This is a genomic window from Halorubrum salsamenti (genome assembly GCF_007671685.1).
Lineage (GTDB): Archaea > Halobacteriota > Halobacteria > Halobacteriales > Haloferacaceae > Halorubrum > Halorubrum salsamenti.
Genome location: NZ_VCNL01000013.1, coordinates 1 through 17,162, shown reverse-complemented (window position 1 = coordinate 17,162; position 17,162 = coordinate 1). Strand labels below are relative to the sequence as shown.

Genomic DNA, 17,162 nt, shown 5'->3' with positions numbered 1-17,162 from the left:
CGGAGCGGCGTTCACTGAAACTGTCCTCAAACAGCCGTTTACGTGAGCGGTTCCGGTTCCTCGTTATATTCGACGACTAATTCGACATCATCAGGACCGAATTCATCGCGTTCCGCTTCCAGCGTATCAAGAGCGTCTTTAACCGGGAAGAAATCCGGCTTCTCGAGTGCATCTTCTGTGGCCCAAGCGTATCGAATCGTTTGCTCCGAATCGATGAGGAACACGGCACGCTGTGGAACGCGCTCGTGGTTCTCCCATTCGTCATAACAGACATCATATGACTCGGCAACCCGCCCGGAACTATCACTAAGTAACGGGAAATTGATGCCGTATTCCTCGGCGAATGCTCGGTGGGCGTAGACGCTGTCCCCAGAAATTGCCCAGACATCGAGCGCCGGCGTCAGCTGAAACCACTCTGCATCGCGGATCGCACACAGTTCGTTTGTACAAACAGGACTGAAATCAAATGGGTAAAAAACTAGCAACGCAGCCCGATCATCCGCAGTTGTCTCATCCAAGCTGTACTCGGTTTGTTCTCCGTCACGGAGACCTGGAAGAGTGAATGACGGTGCAGACGCTCCCTCGTTTATCATGCGTCACAGTAGCACACGAAGAAAGGATAGTCTTGGGGCTAACACCCCCACCTGAATGGAGTAGCCTCAAATGTGGGATGAAATTCACTGGAATCCGTACGTCAGGAGTTCGCCGTCGCCCACTCAAGAAGGGGTTCTAATCTCGAACGAATCTCATCCCCTTCGTCAGTTAGCGCGTATTCGACGCGTGGCGGAATTTCGTTGTACTGCGTCCGTGAGACGATCCCTGCCTCCTCGAATTCGTCGAGGCGTTTCGAGATTGTCGACGTGCTCGCTGTAGGGAGGTGCGCCTCGATCTCCGCGAACCGCAGCGAATCGTGTGCGCCGATGATACTGACGAGTTGCATCGCGTATTTTCGGCTCAACGTGTCGATAACTCCTGTGAGCGGACAATAGCACGTCCCCTCAACATCGCACGTTGGCGCCGGTGAAGTAGTATCTGCCATAGCTTCGTGGCCTCCAACCTACTCTATAGCTTCGGACTCTGGAGTATAAGAACTTCCCGTCGTAAAGTTTCGGTATAGATGACTCACACATCCGACTATGATCTCGTGATTCTCGGCGGTGGCGCCGCAGCTTTCGCCGCGATCACTGAAGCGAGCCGACGGGACCTCTCGACGGCGATGGTGAACACCGGCTTGCCCATCGGCGGAACCTGCGTGAACGTCGGCTGTGTCCCGAGTAAGCATCTGCTTGCCGTCGCCGAGAGCGGCGCTGCAGCGTCGGAGAATCCCTTCGACGCCGTCACATATCCCGAAGAGCCGACTGTCGACTGGGCCGACGCACTCGACGGCACCAACGAACTCGTCGAGCGGTTCCGGCAGGAGAACTACGTCGACGTCGCCGAGCACTTCGAGACCGACATCTACGAGGGCTACGGCCAGCTGGTGGACGACACGACCATTGAGGTCGTCGACGGCGCCGACGAGGGCGCGCACATTACTGGGAAGAAGGTGCTCGTCGCGACGGGCAGTTCACCGTGGGCGCCGCCCATCGACGGCCTCGACGACGTCGACTACTACACGAGCGAGACCATCCTCGAGGAGCGCGACCTCCCCGAGAACATCGTGATCCTTGGTGGCGGATACATCGCGCTGGAGTGGGGCCAGATCCTCCACCGTGTCGGCGTCGACGTAACCATCCTCCAGCGCTCCGGTCACGTGCTCTCAGATATGGAAGGTCAGCTCGGCCGGGAGATGCAACGAGCCTTCAATGAGGAGGGAATCGATGTCGTGACCAGTAACGACTTCCAGCAGGTTCAGGATGTGGCTACCGACAGTGGTGCTGACCCTGGTCAGAAGGGCGTCGCTGTGGAGACTGTCATCGAGGGCGAGGAGCAAGCGTTCACCGCAGAGACGTTATTCGTCGCAACCGGCGTCCAGCCCAACAGTGAGAACATCGGCTTGGAAGCAGTCGGCGTCGAGACCGAATCCGATGGCGCGATTCGCGTCGACGAGCATTTCCAGACGACCAATTCCGACATCTACGCGGCGGGGGACGTGATCGGCGAGCCCGAACTGGAGACGGTCGCCGCCAAGGAGGGCAATCACGCCGTCAAGAACGCCTTCGGCAACGAGGGCGTCAGCATCGACTACGATGCAGTCCCCGCAGTCGTGTTCACCAGTCCCGAGGTAGCAGTCGTTGGGACAACTGAACGTGAATATATGGACGAACACGGTACCTGTTCCTGCCGGACGGTTCAGATGGAAGATGTCCCTCGGGCAAAGGCCGTCAAGAACACGGATGGACTCGTCCAGGTGGTGAAGCACCACGAGACCGACGGGATTGTTGGCGTCCACATGGTCGGCCCCCGCGCCGCCGACATGATCATGGAAGCCACGCTGGCGGTGAATTTCGGTCTCACCGTTGACGACATCATCAATACTGTCCACCCGTTCCCAACGTTCTCCGAGGCGTTCAAACACGCCTGTCAGGCGTTCCGTCGGAATACGTCCAAAATGAGCTGCTGTATCGAGTGAGCGTCAGTCCTCGGTCGAGAACACATCGTCGAGCGTGCCGCTCTCGCCTAATTCGATGAGGGCACGGTTCAGGAGTTCGCGAACCATGAACTCCTCGTAATGCTGGGTGTCGCAGTACTCGCAAGGCTTCATTTCGCGGGCAACCGCCTCAATCTCGGTACCGTGGTCCGCATACAACGTCTCGATGAGGGCAGTCAATTCTTCGGACGCGGTAGACTGCGCCTGCGCGAGGTTATTGTCGGCGCCTTCCGGAAGATCGTAGGAGAAGACTCGCGTGTTCGACTTGTAGTACTTCCGTGTCCCTCCACCAGCCTCTTCCAGACGAGCGATTTCCACCATCCCCGCATCCTTCAGGACGTTCACATGGTGACGCACTGTCGTCTCGGCCTTCTCCTCGCCGCGACGGTGCAACTCGTCGTGGATCTCCTCGATCGTCATTTCATCGGTCGCGAGCATATCGAGGATCTTCGCCCGAACGTCGTTCTCCAGTGCCTTCGCTTTCTCCGGATCCGTCGTCACGACTTCACGGATCGGCACGTCGGATTCGAGGAGCGCCATTCTTGTGACGACATAAGCGGACGACAATAGTAAGAGTAACGCCACTCTCCCGACAGCAGTATTAGTATCTCGAAACCGCTATAACGTTTGTCGTAATGGTTATCCGCGTCGCACGATAACCAACAGGCAAGATGGGAACGACACACGAACAATTCAACGTCGGGGGGATGTCCTGCTCGTTCTGTGCCGAGAGCATCAAGAAGGCCTACAGCCGGACCGACGGCGTCGAGGACGTCGACGTGAGTCTCGCTCACGAGGAAGTTCTCGTCGAATACGACGATGAGTGCCTGAGCGAGGTCGAGGTGAAGGACACGCTCCGGGATCTCGGGTACACCATCCGCGACCCGGACAAGGCGAAGCGATACGAGCAACAGCAGGCCGAGCTCGCCGACGGCAAGCGCCGCCTCCTGCTCGCCGGCGGCGCATCCATCGTCGTTGCTGTGCTGATGGGCTGGATGATCCTAGTGATGGGACGCTTCGAGTCGGCATCTCTCGTAGTGGATCTGGTGACGCTGGGGCTGGCGCTCGGGACGATGTTCGGGCCTGGCCGCTACATCAAACAGAAGGCGTTCCAGAGCCTCCGTCGGGGTATCCTCAACCAGCACGTCCTCCTGGAGGCAGGCGCGTTCGCAGGGCTCCTCGGTGGGTTGCTCGGTCTGTTCGTCTTCCCGAGCTTCCCGACCGTCCACTTCTTCGCCGTCTCCGTGTTCATCACCACCTACCACATCCTCTCGGAGTACACCAGCCTCATCGTCCGCACTCGGGCCTCGCAGGCCGTCCAGAGCCTCCTCGATCTCCAACCCGACACAGCACGCCGAGTCACCGACGACGACGATGTCGAGGAAGTCCCGGTCGAGGACCTCAACGTTGGCCATCGCGTCCGCGTCAAGCCCGGCGAGAACATCCCCGTCGACGGCACCGTCGTCGAGGGCGAATCGACGGTCGACGAGTCGGTCGCTACCGGCGAGTCCATCCCCGAGGAGAAGTCCGAAGGCGACGCGGTGATCGGCGGCAGCGTCAACGAGACCGGGACGCTGCTCATCGAGGTAACTGCAACCGGCGAGGACGCGTTCCTGAACCAGGTGGCACGCGAAATTGAGGAAGCGCGGGCGATGAAGCCCGGCATCATCCAGCTCGCCGACCGCGTCCTCAAGTACTTCGTCCCAGGCGTCTTGACGATTGCTGCTTTCTCGTTCCTCTTCTGGGTGGTTGCACCGCTCGCGTGGGGGGCAGCCCCCGACGTCCAGCGCGGGGCGTTCGCAGCGCTGGCGGTCCTCGTGCTCGGCTATCCGTGTGCGCTCGGGATGGCGACACCGCTCGCCCTCATCCGGGGCGGCGGAAAGGCGGCGAACCGCGGCATCCTGATGCGGTCGGGTGACGCGTTCCAGATCTTCCCCGATATCGACCACATCGTGTTGGACAAGACCGGCACCATCACCGTCGGCGAACCCGCTGTCAGTGAGGTCGTCGCGTTCGGTGCCGACGAGGTGGATGTACTCACGACTGCGGCCAGTGCAGAGGCGTTCTCCGAGCATCCTCTCGCTGATGCGATCCTCGAGTTCGCCGACGAGCAAGACGTCGAATACGTGGACCCCGATGATTTCGACTCCGTGACCGGCAAGGGCGTTCGGGCAACCGTGGCCAGCGACGACGTGCTGGTCGGGAAACCGGGATGGCTCAGCGACGAGGGGATCGACCTGTCGAAGGGAGACGCCGATATTGAGCGACTCCAAGGCCGCGGCCTCACCGTTGCTGGAGTTGTTCGTGGCGGTGACCTCTTTGGCCTGATCGGCATCGGCGACGAGGTCAAGAGCGACGCCGCTGCGACTGTCCAGCGGATGAAGGAATACGATATTACGCCCGTGATGATCACTGGCGACAACGAGCGCACCGCGCAGGCGGTCGCCGAGGAGGTCGGTATCGACCGCGTTATGGCTGATGTCCTGCCCGACGAGAAACGCGAAGAGATCGGTCGCCTGCAGGAAGCTGGCCACCGTGTGGCGATGGTCGGCGACGGCATCAACGACGCGCCGGCACTCACACAGGCGGACATCGGCATCGCCATCGGCGCCGGGACCGACATCGCCATCGAATCGGCGGACATCGTCCTGATGGGCGACCGGCTTGGTGGCGTGATGGACGCCTACGAGATCGGGAAAGAGAGCTACCGGAAGACCCGCCAGAATCTCGTGACGGCCTTCGCGTTCAACGGCGTCGGCGTCGCCGCCGCGACCACGGGGCTCGTTCACCCCGTGTTCGCGATGCTTGCGATGGTGTTGTCTGTCTCGGCCGTCCTCGCCAACAGCTTCGCTGGTCAGCTCCTCTCGGGCGAGGGTGTCAACACCGAATTCGCCCTCGACGAACGCACCGACGGCGAGCGGGAAGACGGCCGAGCGGCGGCCGATTAGGCCTTGACGTCGTAGCCAGCCTGTTCGATTGCCGCGTTCACGTCGTCGTCTGCGACTCCATCCTCGAGAACCACGTCGACCGTGTCAGCTTCGTGGTCGGCCTCGACCCGACTCACACCGTCGAGGTTTCGCAGGGCGGTCTCCACGTTCTGTTCGCACCCGTTGCACGACATCCCGGTGACGGAGATCGTCTTTCGCTCCATACGGGCCTGTAAACACTCGCGGGGGATGACCATTACGGTAACTGTTGTATCGGTTTTATCTCTATTAGAGGTAGAGCGTTATCGTCCGGAGAGTTGTTTGTGTCGGCCCCAAAGGGGTGGAGGCTCTTCGAGATGGAGACTACTGACGACGAAGAGAGTAACGAATTCCCTCCAGAGAAGCGTCTGGAAGCACCGAACACACGCCTGATCAAGGCCGGTATCGCGACGATCCCGGATATGGAAACCCTCCAGGAGTGCGTTGCCTACGAGAACGCCCATCAGAATCGGACGCAGATTCTGCGCCGGCTCAAGTGGAAGGCTGAAGAGCTGCGTGAGGACGAAGAGTAAGCTCTGTTATTAACCAACAAGCTCCGCGTGGGTTTCCCCATTGTTGGTTAACAGACTGCACCTCGGTTTTTCAGGCCCCTGAAGGGGCGCGGGGCGGCCAACAGCGGCCTCGTGACTCCAATTATGTCCCTCGTGAGTACAGACTCCAGAACGGCTAGCGACATCGCTGCCGCCAGACAAGCCGACATCGTGGCGTTCCTCCATCGAGCCCCGTTCACTCTGGATGCCTATAAGCTCGGTTTCCTTCCCGGCTTTCGGGAGGACTGCGGGTATCAGGAGAACCAATATCAGAATCTCACCCTCCCCGTCGGGATGCTTGACAACGACTTTCGGAACCCCGATCTGGATCGGTTCGTCGATCGGTTCTTCGAGCACGAACCACAGGTCGGCGTCATCGGCGACATCTACGAACGCGGCGACGTCGATGACCACGTCGCTGCTGCTCGTGAGATTCAGGCCAGCTACCCCGAGGCCGAGCTCATCATCGTCCCAAAGTCCCAAGCGGTGATCGACGCAATTCCCAAGGATCTCGTTCTTGGCTATTCGCGTGGGTACGCCGACCGGTTGGCCCACGAGTTCTCTGATCCGGCCGACTGGCGCGGTCGGCGCGTCCATATCCTCGGCGGGAGTCCACCAAAACAACTCGAAGCCATCCGACAGCTGACCCGGCCGACACTCACCGACGAGCCACCAGCCGACATTGTGGGCGTCGACTGGAACGGGCTGCATCGTGGCGCGCAGTTCGGGGAATTCTGGACAGCTGATGGGTGGGATGATAGCGGTCGCGACGCCGATCACGTCACGGTTCGCAAGACGGTTCGTCACAGTCTCGCCCGCCTCAAGGCGTTCTGGCAGTCTCACGGCGTCTGGCCCGACTCAACGCCACATAGCGACATCCTCGAAATCGAGTACGAGGGCCCGTCACCAACCGATCTCGATAGTGCTGCGTGTACCGACTGCGGAGCGAACGTCTGGACGACCCGGCGCGGTCCCTTCGTCGCCGAATACGATACCGGCGCAATCTGTGGATACTGCAGCTACGAGTGTTACTTCTCCCATCGCCATCGGAACAACCTCGAGGAGATCGTCGGCAAGCAGAGCGTCTACTTTCCGACGGCGTGACGCTACGAGTGGTTTGTCGCGCCCTCCAGAGAGGGCGAGGGCTCCCTATCGAGTCCTCCTTGCTGGTGATTTTCCGTGAGTCAACAACAAAGTCCGACCGACATCTCGGTCGATGCAATTCCAGTCGATGTAACGAACACGCAATCAGGCGAGGTCGATCCCGCTGGGGTCCCCGAGGAGATCGAGTCGATCACTCGTGGCCTCGCCGGTGAGCAGCCACCAACGAATCCGCTCGTCGTCCTGAAAGCAGCTCGGTGGTGGTATATCCACGGCAAAGGCGGAACCGATCCCGCGTTCCAGTGGGCCATCGAGTGGGTGCGACACCTCGCGACGGACACACCCAGCGACGTCGAACGGTTCGACGCGTTCCTCGCGTATCTCGTTGCGGTCGGCTTCGCTGACGAGAAAGCAGCGCTCCGATAACCAGATCCCCCATTCACACCGAGGGGGGCGAACGGACACGACCACACAAGCAGTGCCGACACCGAGTGCAGCAACCCGAGCGAAATCCACTTAGAACTGGTAGCAAGCGACATCCTCCCCTCCGCAGGTCGGACACGTCTCAGTATCTGCCGAGAGGGTCGTGCCACAGTGGCGGCACTCATACAGCGTGGCCGTGTCGGCCGTGCTGGGTCTGATGACCCCGCGAAGCACATCGACGAGCCCCATGCTCTCGATGGTATTCTCGCACCGATTGTTAATCCCAGCCTCCGATAGCGGCCCCGATATCCCTCTCAGGAGCACCGTCGTTTGTTGTGCGCCCCCGAGGGGTGCGGCGCGTCTGAACTGACGCACTCGCCGTGAACTCGATTCGGTGAATACAATGGTTACAGCCAGTGATCCGTCGGTCTCGTTCGAAGAGACCGACACCCGACACGACGAGATGCACAGTACCATCGAACAGTGGATCGACGACCTCGTCGCCGGCGTCGACGACGCGCAGGCCAGCGAAGAGTTCCAAGAGTGGCTCGACGTCCAGAGTCGCTTCCACGACTACTCCCATCGCAACACGCTGCTCATCAAGCTGCAGTGCCCCGAGGCGACGAAGGTCGCCGGCTACAACACCTGGCGGAACGACTTCGACCGGTACGTCCAGGAAGGCGAACAGGCGATCTGGATCTGGGCACCGATCATCACGAAGCAGTGCCCGGAGTGCGAGAACTCGCCCAGCTACCACGAGGACAGTGAGTGTGAATACGACGAGACGGTACCCGACGAGTGGTCGAAAGGACTCGTCGGGTTCAAGCCGACTGCTGTCTTCGACGTCTCGCAGACCGACGGCGAGCCGCTTCCCGAACTGGAGACGGAGGCAACCGGGGATGCCGAGGACTTGGTTCCGACACTGACCGACGCAGCGTCGGACCTCGGCGTGACGGTTCGTATCGTCGAGGCCGACGACTGGGAGCATGGCAATGCGATGGGCGTCTGTGAGTCCCGGAGCCTGCATGACCTCCAGCCGGTCGTCAAGGCGAAAGCTCGCGAGAATCAGGCCGATCTCGCGGTCACCCTGATTCACGAGTACGCTCACGCGCTACTGCATTTCGACGTCGACGACGACACCGAGCGAGCGAAACGCGAAGTCGAAGCGGAAGCCGTCGCGTACATCGTTGGTCGGTTTCTCGGACTAGACACGAGCGGGTCAGCGTTCTACCTCGCCGCATGGGAGAACGACGATGCGGAGGTGATCCAGGATCGGCTCGGTCGAATCAGTTCGACCGCCCAGGAGATTATCGGGACGGTCGCCGAGAGCTGAACTCGTGGTCCGTGCCGATTAACCAACAGTCGGACGCCAATACGGGTCTTCGTTGGTTAAGTTTATCAGCGCCCGCCGAGGGGCGGAGGCGCAGTCCCGTCTCCATCGACCCATGACCGACCAGTACCTAACTACCGTTCTCGAGGAGGCGGAACGAGTCGCAGAACACCACGACCAGGTCGCCCAGTCTACCGACCATCCGGAACACGAGTATCTCCGGTACGCCGTTCTCCGGCTGCTCGAAGGTGAGGCTAACGAGCTGTCGGTGGACATGCCACAGATTGACGGCGTGACTGTCGGATACGGAGAGGACAACGCGATGTTCGACAGCTGGGGCGACGACGTCGAGTGGTGGGAGACCGTTCCGCTGCAGGAGGAGTGTACCCGCTTTCGAATATTCTACCCCGACGAGTACGAGACCGTTCCGCGGATCATCGTCGACGTGATGGCCGCACTCGGCGCGTGGCGCGTCTGGACCGGCAGTGCTGCCGCCTATGGTTCCTACGACCATCGCGAACGTCGCGAAATCCAGTACCTGTGGCCAGAGGGTCATCCGGTCGAAGACCTCCTACAGAATCGGCTCCACGGTCCCGAGGCTGCGGTTGCCCCAGACGGCGGCCGCACCGGCGACGTGCGCGATCGGATGGTCGTCACGGAGCAGTCGACCCAGACCGACGGCCTCGAGCCGCGAACCAGACGCGCCGTCGACGAAGAGATGGCCGTCTCGCTGCTCGAAAAAGGCGGCCGGTACGAGGTCCGATCAGCATCGGGGAACCGATACGAAGTGGATGTGATCAGCGAGTCGTGTACCTGCCCAGATTGGCGGAAACGAACGCCCGAGGGCGGCTGTAAACACCTCCGGCGAGTCGATCACGAAATCAAACAGGGGCAGGTCCCACGACCTGATGGTCGACTCCCCTCGAACTCGTAGGATCACCCAGCGTTCGAGGATCCGGAGGGCTGTAACATCAGACGAAACTCCTTGATGGAGAGTTTCGAATAGTGTTACAGCTGCTGAAGGACCGTTGTAAGCGGTTGGTTACGGATTTAACCAACAAAACTATGCTCTTTGCGTTTGTGTTGGTTAACAGAGATCGGCCATGTCCTACGAGCCACCGACGCCCCCAGCGGACCTCCCCACCGACGTCATCGACACACTCAACGACTACTCGCCCAAGCTGCTCCGAGACGTGGCCCGCTATGCCGAGGACCTCGCCGAGTATCGCGAGCGCGAGGCCCGCCTTGTCGAAGCGGACGAGGAAGACGAGAGCGACGAGCGCCCCGACGATCTTCCCGATGACGTCCCCTCGAAAGCGACGATCACGATCAAGGAGATCAACGACAACCGCTACTACTACTGGCAGTGGAGAGAAGGAGATCGCATCAAATCAAAGTACAAATCCCCAGTGAATCCAGACGAGTAGACGAACTAGTACCCCAGTCGGATGGCCAGTTGTTCGGAGGACACCCCGTCTGCGAAGTGAAAGACGGAAGCTGTTAGCGCTCGGGTCGCGGAGCGGTCTCGTATCAGTTGATGTCGTCGGTCTTCTCCACTCGGTCGTAGATCTCTCGGAGCGTGTCTTGTGCCCGGAGGAGCTTGTGCTCTGCGAGGAACTGCCGACCACTCTCGCTGATCCCGTAGAACTTGAACGGCAGGTCGTTCTGCCGACGGTCCTCGGGCAGAAGCACTTCCTCAACGATGCCGGCGTCGACGAGCTGCTGGAGGTGCTGGCGAATCGTCGTCTGGCTCTTACTCGAGTTGACGTAGTCGAGTTCCTTCAGCGTCGGCAGTTCCGATGGATGCCCGAGGATATCCTAGAGGAGCGAGAACCGCGTCTCTTGGGCGACGACGTTGAGCCGCTCCCGCACTGACTCCAGGTCGCCTGGCGTGTGGTCGGAAGTACTCATTACCACAGAATTCGAATAATGTATAAAAAAGCGTTTGGCTCAAATACGCATCGGTTTGAAGCGAATTGACTGAATCGACTGGCTGTGTACGGTAGCATTGCTAATACAGGGGACCAGATATCGAGATCTCTGAACCCGATTGAGTATCTAGGGAGACGCACCCCTATCGACTTGTTCAACGAAACCACCTGCATGCGGAGGGTCACCTCTATCGATTTGTTCAGCGGGAAGTCATCCACGGAAGACCAGTATCGAACCAATAGAGAGAACATTCCAAAATTGAGCACGAAGTCGGCTCTATACGTGATCGGCTTCATCTATCGCGACCGTGTCGACAGGACCACACACCCACCCCTATCGATTTGTTCTGACGAGTAAGGGTGGGGAGGGGAGAGTTGATCACGAGAAACTCACGAGAAGATGGCACATCAGGATGAGGTCCTTCGACGGGATCGGTCTTTATTAGCTCGATTCTCACTGTATTCGGTAGATGGGATGGGTATTAGACAAATCGATAGGGGAGAGTGTAGAGTAGTTTGCCGGGAAACAGAGGGAATGACAAGACGTCCCGCCATAGTACCTATAAGATGTCCAAATCCGCTCTTTATCTCCTGATTTCTCATACTGTCGGCTGAATATTCTTTAGGCTAGAGTGTGATTCTAGGGTATGGCCACGCTTGACGCCGCCACCCTCGACGACCTCCGCGACGCTCTCGCGGAGGTCGAGGACAAGAAGCCGACACAACGGCTGATGGCGGTGATTAACTACCTCGAAGAAGACGACGCGACGATGGCAGAGGTAGCTGAACGGTACGGATACACCGGTCCATGGCTGTCTCGTTGGGTTGGCCGGCTCGACCGGCTCGCTGATGAGCCGGTCGAGCAAGTCGTCTACGACGATCCGCGTGAAGGCAGACCATCCGAACTCTCTGATGAACAGCACGACCAGTTCGTTGAGGTACTTCACGACTCACCCGAAGAAGTTGGACTAGACGCGCCCGCGTGGTCTGTTCCACTAGCTCGTCACTATCTCTCTGAGGAATTTGACGTTGAATACTGTGAGCGGCACGTCCGACGATTGATGTCTGAGGCCGGGCTGTCCTGGAAGACAGCCCGGCCGGAGTTCTACAAATCCGACGAGAGAGCCCAAGAAGCCTGGCAAGAAGGCTTCAAAAAAAGCGCAACGACCTGGACGACGAATACACAGTCCTGACGATCGATCAGACGCGGCAGGTTCTCTCGACGCTAATCTATGCGTGGTTTCCGGAAGGAGAGCGCCCGTCACTCCCGGTGACGGGCGCGTGGGATAGCATCAAGTTGCTCGGTGCAGTCAGCGACGGTGGTGAGACGTTCTTTCTGCCGTGTGCCGAGAATTTCAACAGCGACACGACGATTCGCTTGCTAGACGCTCTCCAAACCGAATTCGGCGAGAAAATCTGCGTCGTCTTGGACAACGCTTCGTATTTCACGGCAAACGCCGTGCAGGAATTCGTCGAAAACACACCGATCGAACTGTGCTACCTTCCGCGGGGTTCACCGGAGCTGAACCCCGCGGAAGAGTGTTGGCGACAGCTTGATCAAGAGCTTGGCAACCGTCTGTTCGACACCCTTGACGATCTTCGTGATGCTGCGCTCTCTGCGCTCGATCGAATCGAAGTTCCAGATATCTTCACGTACTTATGTCTGTGAGTATCAATCCATATTCATATACTAAACCAGGAGGGAAATGAAGGGGGTGGCGTGTAGTGAGAACAAGTCGATAGAGGTGCGTTCTACTAGCTAGCTAGTAACTAGAACTAGAAAGAAGAGAAAGAGAAGATGAAAGCAGCTCTCGATTCCGTGCTCATCGTGACGTAGATGGAGCATTAGTCCGTTCGGGAATTCTCTCACCCCACCCCTCCTTTGTGGTTGGAACAAATCGATAGAGGTGAGAGGGTGTTAGAGAGTCCTCTTGGATTGGTTGAGGCGAAGAGCTCCTAACAAATCGTCGGAGGTCGTGGGATACTCCGGTGTACCCCTCTAATACACCGGACCTGACCGTCGTACCGGTAGAAAAGAAATCGACAGGGGAATCTTTTAGTATCGTGGTAGAGTGAGGTCCGGTATGCCAACGGATCGTGGTCCCGAGGAAACCCCCGAGTCCACGGGTTCTATCAAAGATCTCATTCTCGAGCAGGAAGAAGCCGCGAGTCTCATCAAGAACCGTTATCTCCTTGAACCGAACGAAATCGTCGATGAAGAACGCATCGTCGGTCGTGACACCCAGCTCACCGATATCACTCAGCACCTTCGCGTCGCAATTAGTAACGAGCGGCCGCCGAACCTTCTCCTCTATGGCCCCTCCGGGACCGGGAAATCTCTCATCATCAACGCTGTCTGCCAGAACATCGTCGAACTCTGCGAAAGTCGTGATATCCGGTTCGGCGTCATCCAGATGAACTGCCAGAATGTGGGAACCCTCGGTGCAGCGGTCTACGAACTTGCGCGAAAGGTGGCGAGCGACATTGGAACGACTGTCGATGTCCCAGAACACGGCGTCCCAAACAAGAAAAAATGGCGTGAACTCTATCGTCTCATCAACGAACACTACGATACAGTCGTGTTCATCCTCGATGAACTCGACATGCTCGTCGGTCGTCGCGATAAGGATGAGCCAGCCTTCTCCCGTCTTCTCTATCAACTCTCTCGTGCTGGAAGCACCGATGATATCACCGCCCAGGTCTCCGTGACCGCCATTACTAATGACACGAAGATGATGGAGAGTGTGGGGAGTCGCGCTCTCAGTTCGTTTACCCCCGAAGACGTTCACTTCAGTGACTACGACGCCAACCAACTCCGGGAAATCCTCTGGGCCCGAGAAGACGCTTTCCATGAGGATGCGCTCAGTGACGACGTCATCCCGCTCGCAGCAGCATTCGCCGCGCAAACCAACGGGGACGCCCGAAAGGCGATAGACTTGATGCGAACAGCGGGATCGATCGCAGAAAAAACAGGTGCAGACAAAGTCCGTGAGGAGCACGTTCGAGAGGCTCAAGATAAGGTCGAGAAAAACCGCGTGTTAGAGGTAACTCGTGGAATTAGTACGCAGAAGAAGCTCTGTCTTTTCGCAACTGCAGCTGTGGCATGTGAAACCGGCACTGGTGCAGCGATAAGCCCGATTGGATACCGAGTATATCAATACCTGACGGGCACCTTGGATTCGGATCAGTACCACCAGGAAACGTACGTGAACAAGATGAAGGAACTAACGACGTATTCGCTAGTTGAGACAGAACGGAAGAGTCAGGGGCCACACTCGGGCAGCTACCTCGAGTTCACGTTTGGTGAGAACCCGGAAACCATCATCGAAACGCTCCGAGAAGATTCGCGGCTAGACGACGTCCACGATGACGAACTCCGTACCGTCGTGAACGCACAGCTCAATCAGTAGGTTGTTCCTCGAACAAATCGATAGGGGTGAGGGTGTTATCGATGATTCAGATCCATCGGTGACAGTAACAAGTCGATAAGGGTGGGTCTACAGATCATGGTGGTTGCTCACACAACAAATCGATAGAGGCGACCGCCCAGGAGATCGCGTCACCGATTTTCTGGAGGGTTCAGTGATGCCGCCATCGGATCTTGCGGACCCTACACACCGTTTTTCCTGAGTGGAGACCCTCCTGCCACGTCTATGTCTTTCGAGGCTTCTGATGGAAGGACATCGCGAAATATACACAGGAGCGGCAACATCGGCTCGGCAGCCTCCGTTCGATTCAGGAATCGACGATCAGCGGGGACCGCTCATCTCTCTTGTCAAGTGCTGCTCCCTAGCCGGTGTAGTTCATAGATGCCTGTTCCGCCTGCACGGGACGGAATCATTCCAAACGCTCAAGCGAGCCATAGAGCTCTTCGTTCTGAATGTGGGTACAGAACTGCGCGCACAGTCGGCAGCAATCTGCGGCATCGGTGAACGTCCGGACGCTGGCGTCCCAGCGCGCGTGGACTGCCCCGAGCATGGCGCTTCGAACCGATGGTTCGGTCGCGACCATCACCCGTCGCGTGCGCTCTGGTGGGGTCGCGTCAGTCGCCGGCCCCTGCATCCCGTCTGTCGACAGTAAATCCTCGAGGACGCTCCCGATCTCGATCCCGACGCCGAGATTATCGCCGACCTGTGGGGCGATGAAAATCGTCGCATTGCTGGCTTGCGCGAAGGCAATACTTTGTGTGGCGGCATCCATCTCATTGAGCGAGATCCCGACGTCAATCGCGAGGAAGGCATTGAAGCCACGGTCGCGAAGACAGTCTCGTGTCTCTTGGAGGAGGCGCAAGACCTCATCTTCAGCGTACTCGCCGCTGGCCTCGTCCCACGTCGCGAACGACGGGACGTCGGTTTCGACATCCGCGTCCGCCGGTAGCAGCGCGTCGACGTCGAACGTCCGGTACGGCCCCATCAGATAGACGAGAAACTGTTCGCGCCGGGCTGGAGTGAGGGCATCCGAATCTTCAGTGGCCCGGGAGAGATTGTCGATAATCCGTTGCCGCATTCGAGTCGTCGATTCGGAACAGTAGTATATAAATATCGGTGTTCTCAGGAATATTCTAGTAGAGAACGACTAAGTATGTGGCGTCCCAACTCTCGAACCGAGGCATCCCTCAATGTCCGAAACCGATCGCCAGCCAACAGAGGACGTTCGCCAGCCGGAGCCGCCGCTCCCTGAGGAGAGCGGGCTGACGCTCGAGGAGTATCTCACGATGCAACAGGCGATCGGCCACCCGACGCGGTTTCGCATCCTGCGAACGCTCGTCGCAAACGACGAACTGAGTGCCGCTGACCTCAAGGCTGTGGTCGACGTCGAGCCGCACAATTTCCACTACCACCTCGACGAACTGGTTGATGTCGGCCTCGTCGACAAGCGCCAGCGACGGACCGCCGACAGCCAGGGCTTTTACACGTACTATCGGCCGACAGCAATGGGACGCGGGATCCTCGAGCATGGTGTCGAGGAGTTGATGCGGCGTGAACGTGAGTTCAACGACGCCTATTCGTAAGCTGTCGTAGGGTTCTTTGCCCCCTGTCAGCGATCCTGTTACCCTTCGATATCTTCGCTGCGATTACCGTACCTCATAGTATTAACCAACAACTACGGTTTGTTGAGTCGAGATGTTGGTTAACCCTCTTTCGACGTGACGTTTGCAGATCCCATGTGGCCGTACGAACAAGAACACATCTTCTCACGTTCAATCGCGGTAGAACGGTGGCTTCACCGCACTACCCGTCAATACAGGAGGTCGCTGTCTCGTGCCGTTTCCATGGAGTTAAGTTCTCTACCAGCCGAGTATTGGACCATCGAATGGTCAAAATTCCGGACTCGCTTCGCTCTGTTTTCAGCGCGACTGTTCACGAACGGGACGGGACATACGTTGTCGAGGTTCCGTCCGGGGAGCTCAATCATGACGCTGTCTCCCTCGGCGAAACGTATCGGATCGCTGTCTTCGACTCACCCACGACGGCGCAGGACGAGCACGAGCCCGCGTCCGCAGATCGTGCCCAATCTGACCGACAGCGTGGATCTTCTGGGCCGCCGGTTGAGGAGGGCGAAATTCGGGACGTGACAATTGAGACAACCGGCGACCAGGGTGATGGAATCGCGAAAGTTGACCGTGGATACGTTGTGATCGTTCCTGGTGGCCAACCCGGTGATGAGCCGACCGTCGAAATCGAGCAGGTTCAGGAGAACGTTGCCTTTGCCAGCGTCGTTGATATTGATCCGCGGGCTCTCTAAGCTGTTTCACCGCAGCTGTTCGACCTGATCAGACAGATACTGCTGGAGTGCCGTGACTGTCTCAACAGAGACAGCCGATGCCCCGAAATCACTCCGAGAGCCATGCTTGAGATCCTCGCCTCTAGTGACACCGAGATCGAGGTCGTCGTACATGCGGTCAAGCATCGCGAGCGCCGACTGGAACTGCGCGTAGTGCTCGCGCATGTACTCGATCGTGTCCTCGCGCGGTATAACCGGGTAGCCTTCGACGTCCTCGATTTCGAGTGACGTCTGTGGATCGAGGACGATCTGCAGTGGTCCATCGATCTCGTCGCTGGGCTGGCGCTCGAAGGTGGTTGGTAGCCCGAACGATTCGAAAAACGTCTCCCAGGCGTCGACGTCTTGCTCGCGAACAGCGATGAAATGCGGGTAGTCGTCGGGATCGCGGCTGACCTGGTAGCCGCCCTGTAGAGCGTGTCATAGAATCCAACTCATAGCATCTCACAGCCCGGTTCGTTTCCTCGCTCGTAGTTGGTGATTGCAATG

Annotated in this window: 17 protein-coding genes and 2 pseudogenes; 12 read left to right on the top strand and 7 right to left on the bottom strand. The window is 58.6% G+C overall.

What is annotated here, in order from left to right:
• Positions 1-38 precede the first annotated feature (38 nt).
• Entirely contained in the window at positions 39-593 is a 555-nt protein-coding gene (locus tag FGL94_RS17655; protein WP_128904655.1) for a peroxiredoxin, read from the bottom strand.
• A 101-nt stretch (positions 594-694) separates the two neighbouring features.
• Positions 695-1,039, bottom strand: coding sequence for a winged helix-turn-helix transcriptional regulator (locus FGL94_RS17650; RefSeq protein WP_128904656.1), 345 nt, complete (start codon positions 1,037-1,039; stop codon positions 695-697).
• 78 nt (positions 1,040-1,117) lie between these two features.
• Here FGL94_RS17650 and merA point away from each other — a divergent pair, with 78 nt between their 5' ends.
• The gene (gene merA / locus FGL94_RS17645; protein ID WP_123115065.1) at positions 1,118-2,572 is read left to right on the top strand and encodes a mercury(II) reductase; all 1,455 of its coding nucleotides are present in this window, start codon (positions 1,118-1,120) and stop codon (positions 2,570-2,572) included.
• Between the two features lie 3 nt (positions 2,573-2,575).
• On the opposite strand, the gene FGL94_RS17640 is transcribed toward merA, so the two are convergent.
• On the bottom strand, positions 2,576-3,130 hold the full coding sequence (locus FGL94_RS17640) for an ArsR/SmtB family transcription factor (RefSeq protein ID WP_123115218.1): 555 nt from the start codon (positions 3,128-3,130) through the stop codon (positions 2,576-2,578).
• Positions 3,131-3,261: 131 nt separating this feature from the next.
• On the opposite strand from FGL94_RS17640, the gene FGL94_RS17635 reads away from it, so the two are divergent.
• Positions 3,262-5,538, top strand: a complete 2,277-nt coding sequence (locus FGL94_RS17635) for a heavy metal translocating P-type ATPase (RefSeq protein WP_144928051.1) — start codon at positions 3,262-3,264, stop codon at positions 5,536-5,538.
• Here the strand turns inward: FGL94_RS17635 and FGL94_RS17630 are convergent.
• A complete protein-coding gene (locus tag FGL94_RS17630) occupies positions 5,535-5,741 on the bottom strand; it encodes a heavy-metal-associated domain-containing protein (protein ID WP_137783042.1) in 207 nt (68 codons plus the stop codon). The two genes, FGL94_RS17635 and FGL94_RS17630, sit on opposite strands and share 4 nt — an antisense overlap.
• A 132-nt stretch (positions 5,742-5,873) precedes the next feature.
• Here FGL94_RS17630 and FGL94_RS17625 point away from each other — a divergent pair, with 132 nt between their 5' ends.
• From FGL94_RS17625 to FGL94_RS17600, 6 genes are all read left to right on the top strand, one after another.
• Positions 5,874-6,089: a hypothetical protein gene (locus FGL94_RS17625; RefSeq protein ID WP_144928047.1), complete on the top strand. Its 216-nt coding sequence runs from the start codon at positions 5,874-5,876 to the stop codon at positions 6,087-6,089.
• Between the two features lie 123 nt (positions 6,090-6,212).
• Complete coding sequence (locus FGL94_RS17620) at positions 6,213-7,211, top strand: DUF6610 family protein (RefSeq protein ID WP_144928044.1); 999 nt, start codon at positions 6,213-6,215, stop codon at positions 7,209-7,211.
• Between the two features lie 75 nt (positions 7,212-7,286).
• Positions 7,287-7,634 carry a hypothetical protein gene (locus FGL94_RS17615; protein ID WP_144928041.1) on the top strand — a complete coding sequence of 116 codons (348 nt, stop codon included), beginning with the start codon at positions 7,287-7,289 and terminating at the stop codon, positions 7,632-7,634.
• A 400-nt stretch (positions 7,635-8,034) separates the two neighbouring features.
• Positions 8,035-8,964 (top strand): M78 family metallopeptidase domain-containing protein, encoded by a 930-nt coding sequence (locus tag FGL94_RS17610; protein ID WP_144928036.1) that lies wholly within the window; start codon positions 8,035-8,037, stop codon positions 8,962-8,964.
• A gap of 112 nt (positions 8,965-9,076) precedes the next feature.
• Positions 9,077-9,895: a hypothetical protein gene (locus FGL94_RS17605; RefSeq protein ID WP_144928033.1), complete on the top strand. Its 819-nt coding sequence runs from the start codon at positions 9,077-9,079 to the stop codon at positions 9,893-9,895.
• A 169-nt stretch (positions 9,896-10,064) separates the two neighbouring features.
• On the top strand, positions 10,065-10,388 hold the full coding sequence (locus FGL94_RS17600) for a hypothetical protein (RefSeq protein ID WP_144928029.1): 324 nt from the start codon (positions 10,065-10,067) through the stop codon (positions 10,386-10,388).
• Positions 10,389-10,491: 103 nt separating this feature from the next.
• Here the strand turns inward: FGL94_RS17600 and FGL94_RS18950 are convergent.
• Positions 10,492-10,872 (bottom strand): annotated as a pseudogene (locus FGL94_RS18950) (helix-turn-helix domain-containing protein).
• Positions 10,873-11,539: 667 nt separating this feature from the next.
• Between FGL94_RS18950 and FGL94_RS17590 the strand changes: the two are divergent.
• Together FGL94_RS17590 and FGL94_RS17585 are read left to right on the top strand one after the other, a co-directional pair.
• Positions 11,540-12,561 (top strand): IS630 family transposase gene (locus tag FGL94_RS17590; RefSeq protein ID WP_144928026.1). Its coding sequence is split into 2 segments (ribosomal slippage): positions 11,540-12,043 and positions 12,046-12,561, totalling 1,020 coding nucleotides; the frame shifts between segments, so codons are not numbered across the junction.
• 415 nt (positions 12,562-12,976) lie between these two features.
• Positions 12,977-14,302, top strand: a complete 1,326-nt coding sequence (locus FGL94_RS17585) for an orc1/cdc6 family replication initiation protein (protein ID WP_144928023.1) — start codon at positions 12,977-12,979, stop codon at positions 14,300-14,302.
• 427 nt (positions 14,303-14,729) lie between these two features.
• Here the strand turns inward: FGL94_RS17585 and FGL94_RS17580 are convergent, their stop codons facing one another.
• Positions 14,730-15,398: a DUF7509 family protein gene (locus FGL94_RS17580; protein WP_144928021.1), complete on the bottom strand. Its 669-nt coding sequence runs from the start codon at positions 15,396-15,398 to the stop codon at positions 14,730-14,732.
• Between the two features lie 112 nt (positions 15,399-15,510).
• On the opposite strand from FGL94_RS17580, the gene FGL94_RS17575 reads away from it, so the two are divergent.
• Positions 15,511-15,903 (top strand): winged helix-turn-helix domain-containing protein, encoded by a 393-nt coding sequence (locus FGL94_RS17575; RefSeq protein ID WP_144928018.1) that lies wholly within the window; start codon positions 15,511-15,513, stop codon positions 15,901-15,903.
• Positions 15,904-16,205: 302 nt separating this feature from the next.
• The gene (locus FGL94_RS17570) at positions 16,206-16,637 is read left to right on the top strand and encodes a TRAM domain-containing protein (protein WP_144928015.1); all 432 of its coding nucleotides are present in this window, start codon (positions 16,206-16,208) and stop codon (positions 16,635-16,637) included.
• 114 nt (positions 16,638-16,751) lie between these two features.
• On the opposite strand, the pseudogene FGL94_RS18895 reads toward FGL94_RS17570, so the two are convergent.
• Positions 16,752-17,084 (bottom strand): annotated as a pseudogene (locus FGL94_RS18895) (RNA polymerase subunit sigma-70); the annotation flags it as partial.
• Between the last annotated feature and the right edge of the window lie 78 nt (positions 17,085-17,162).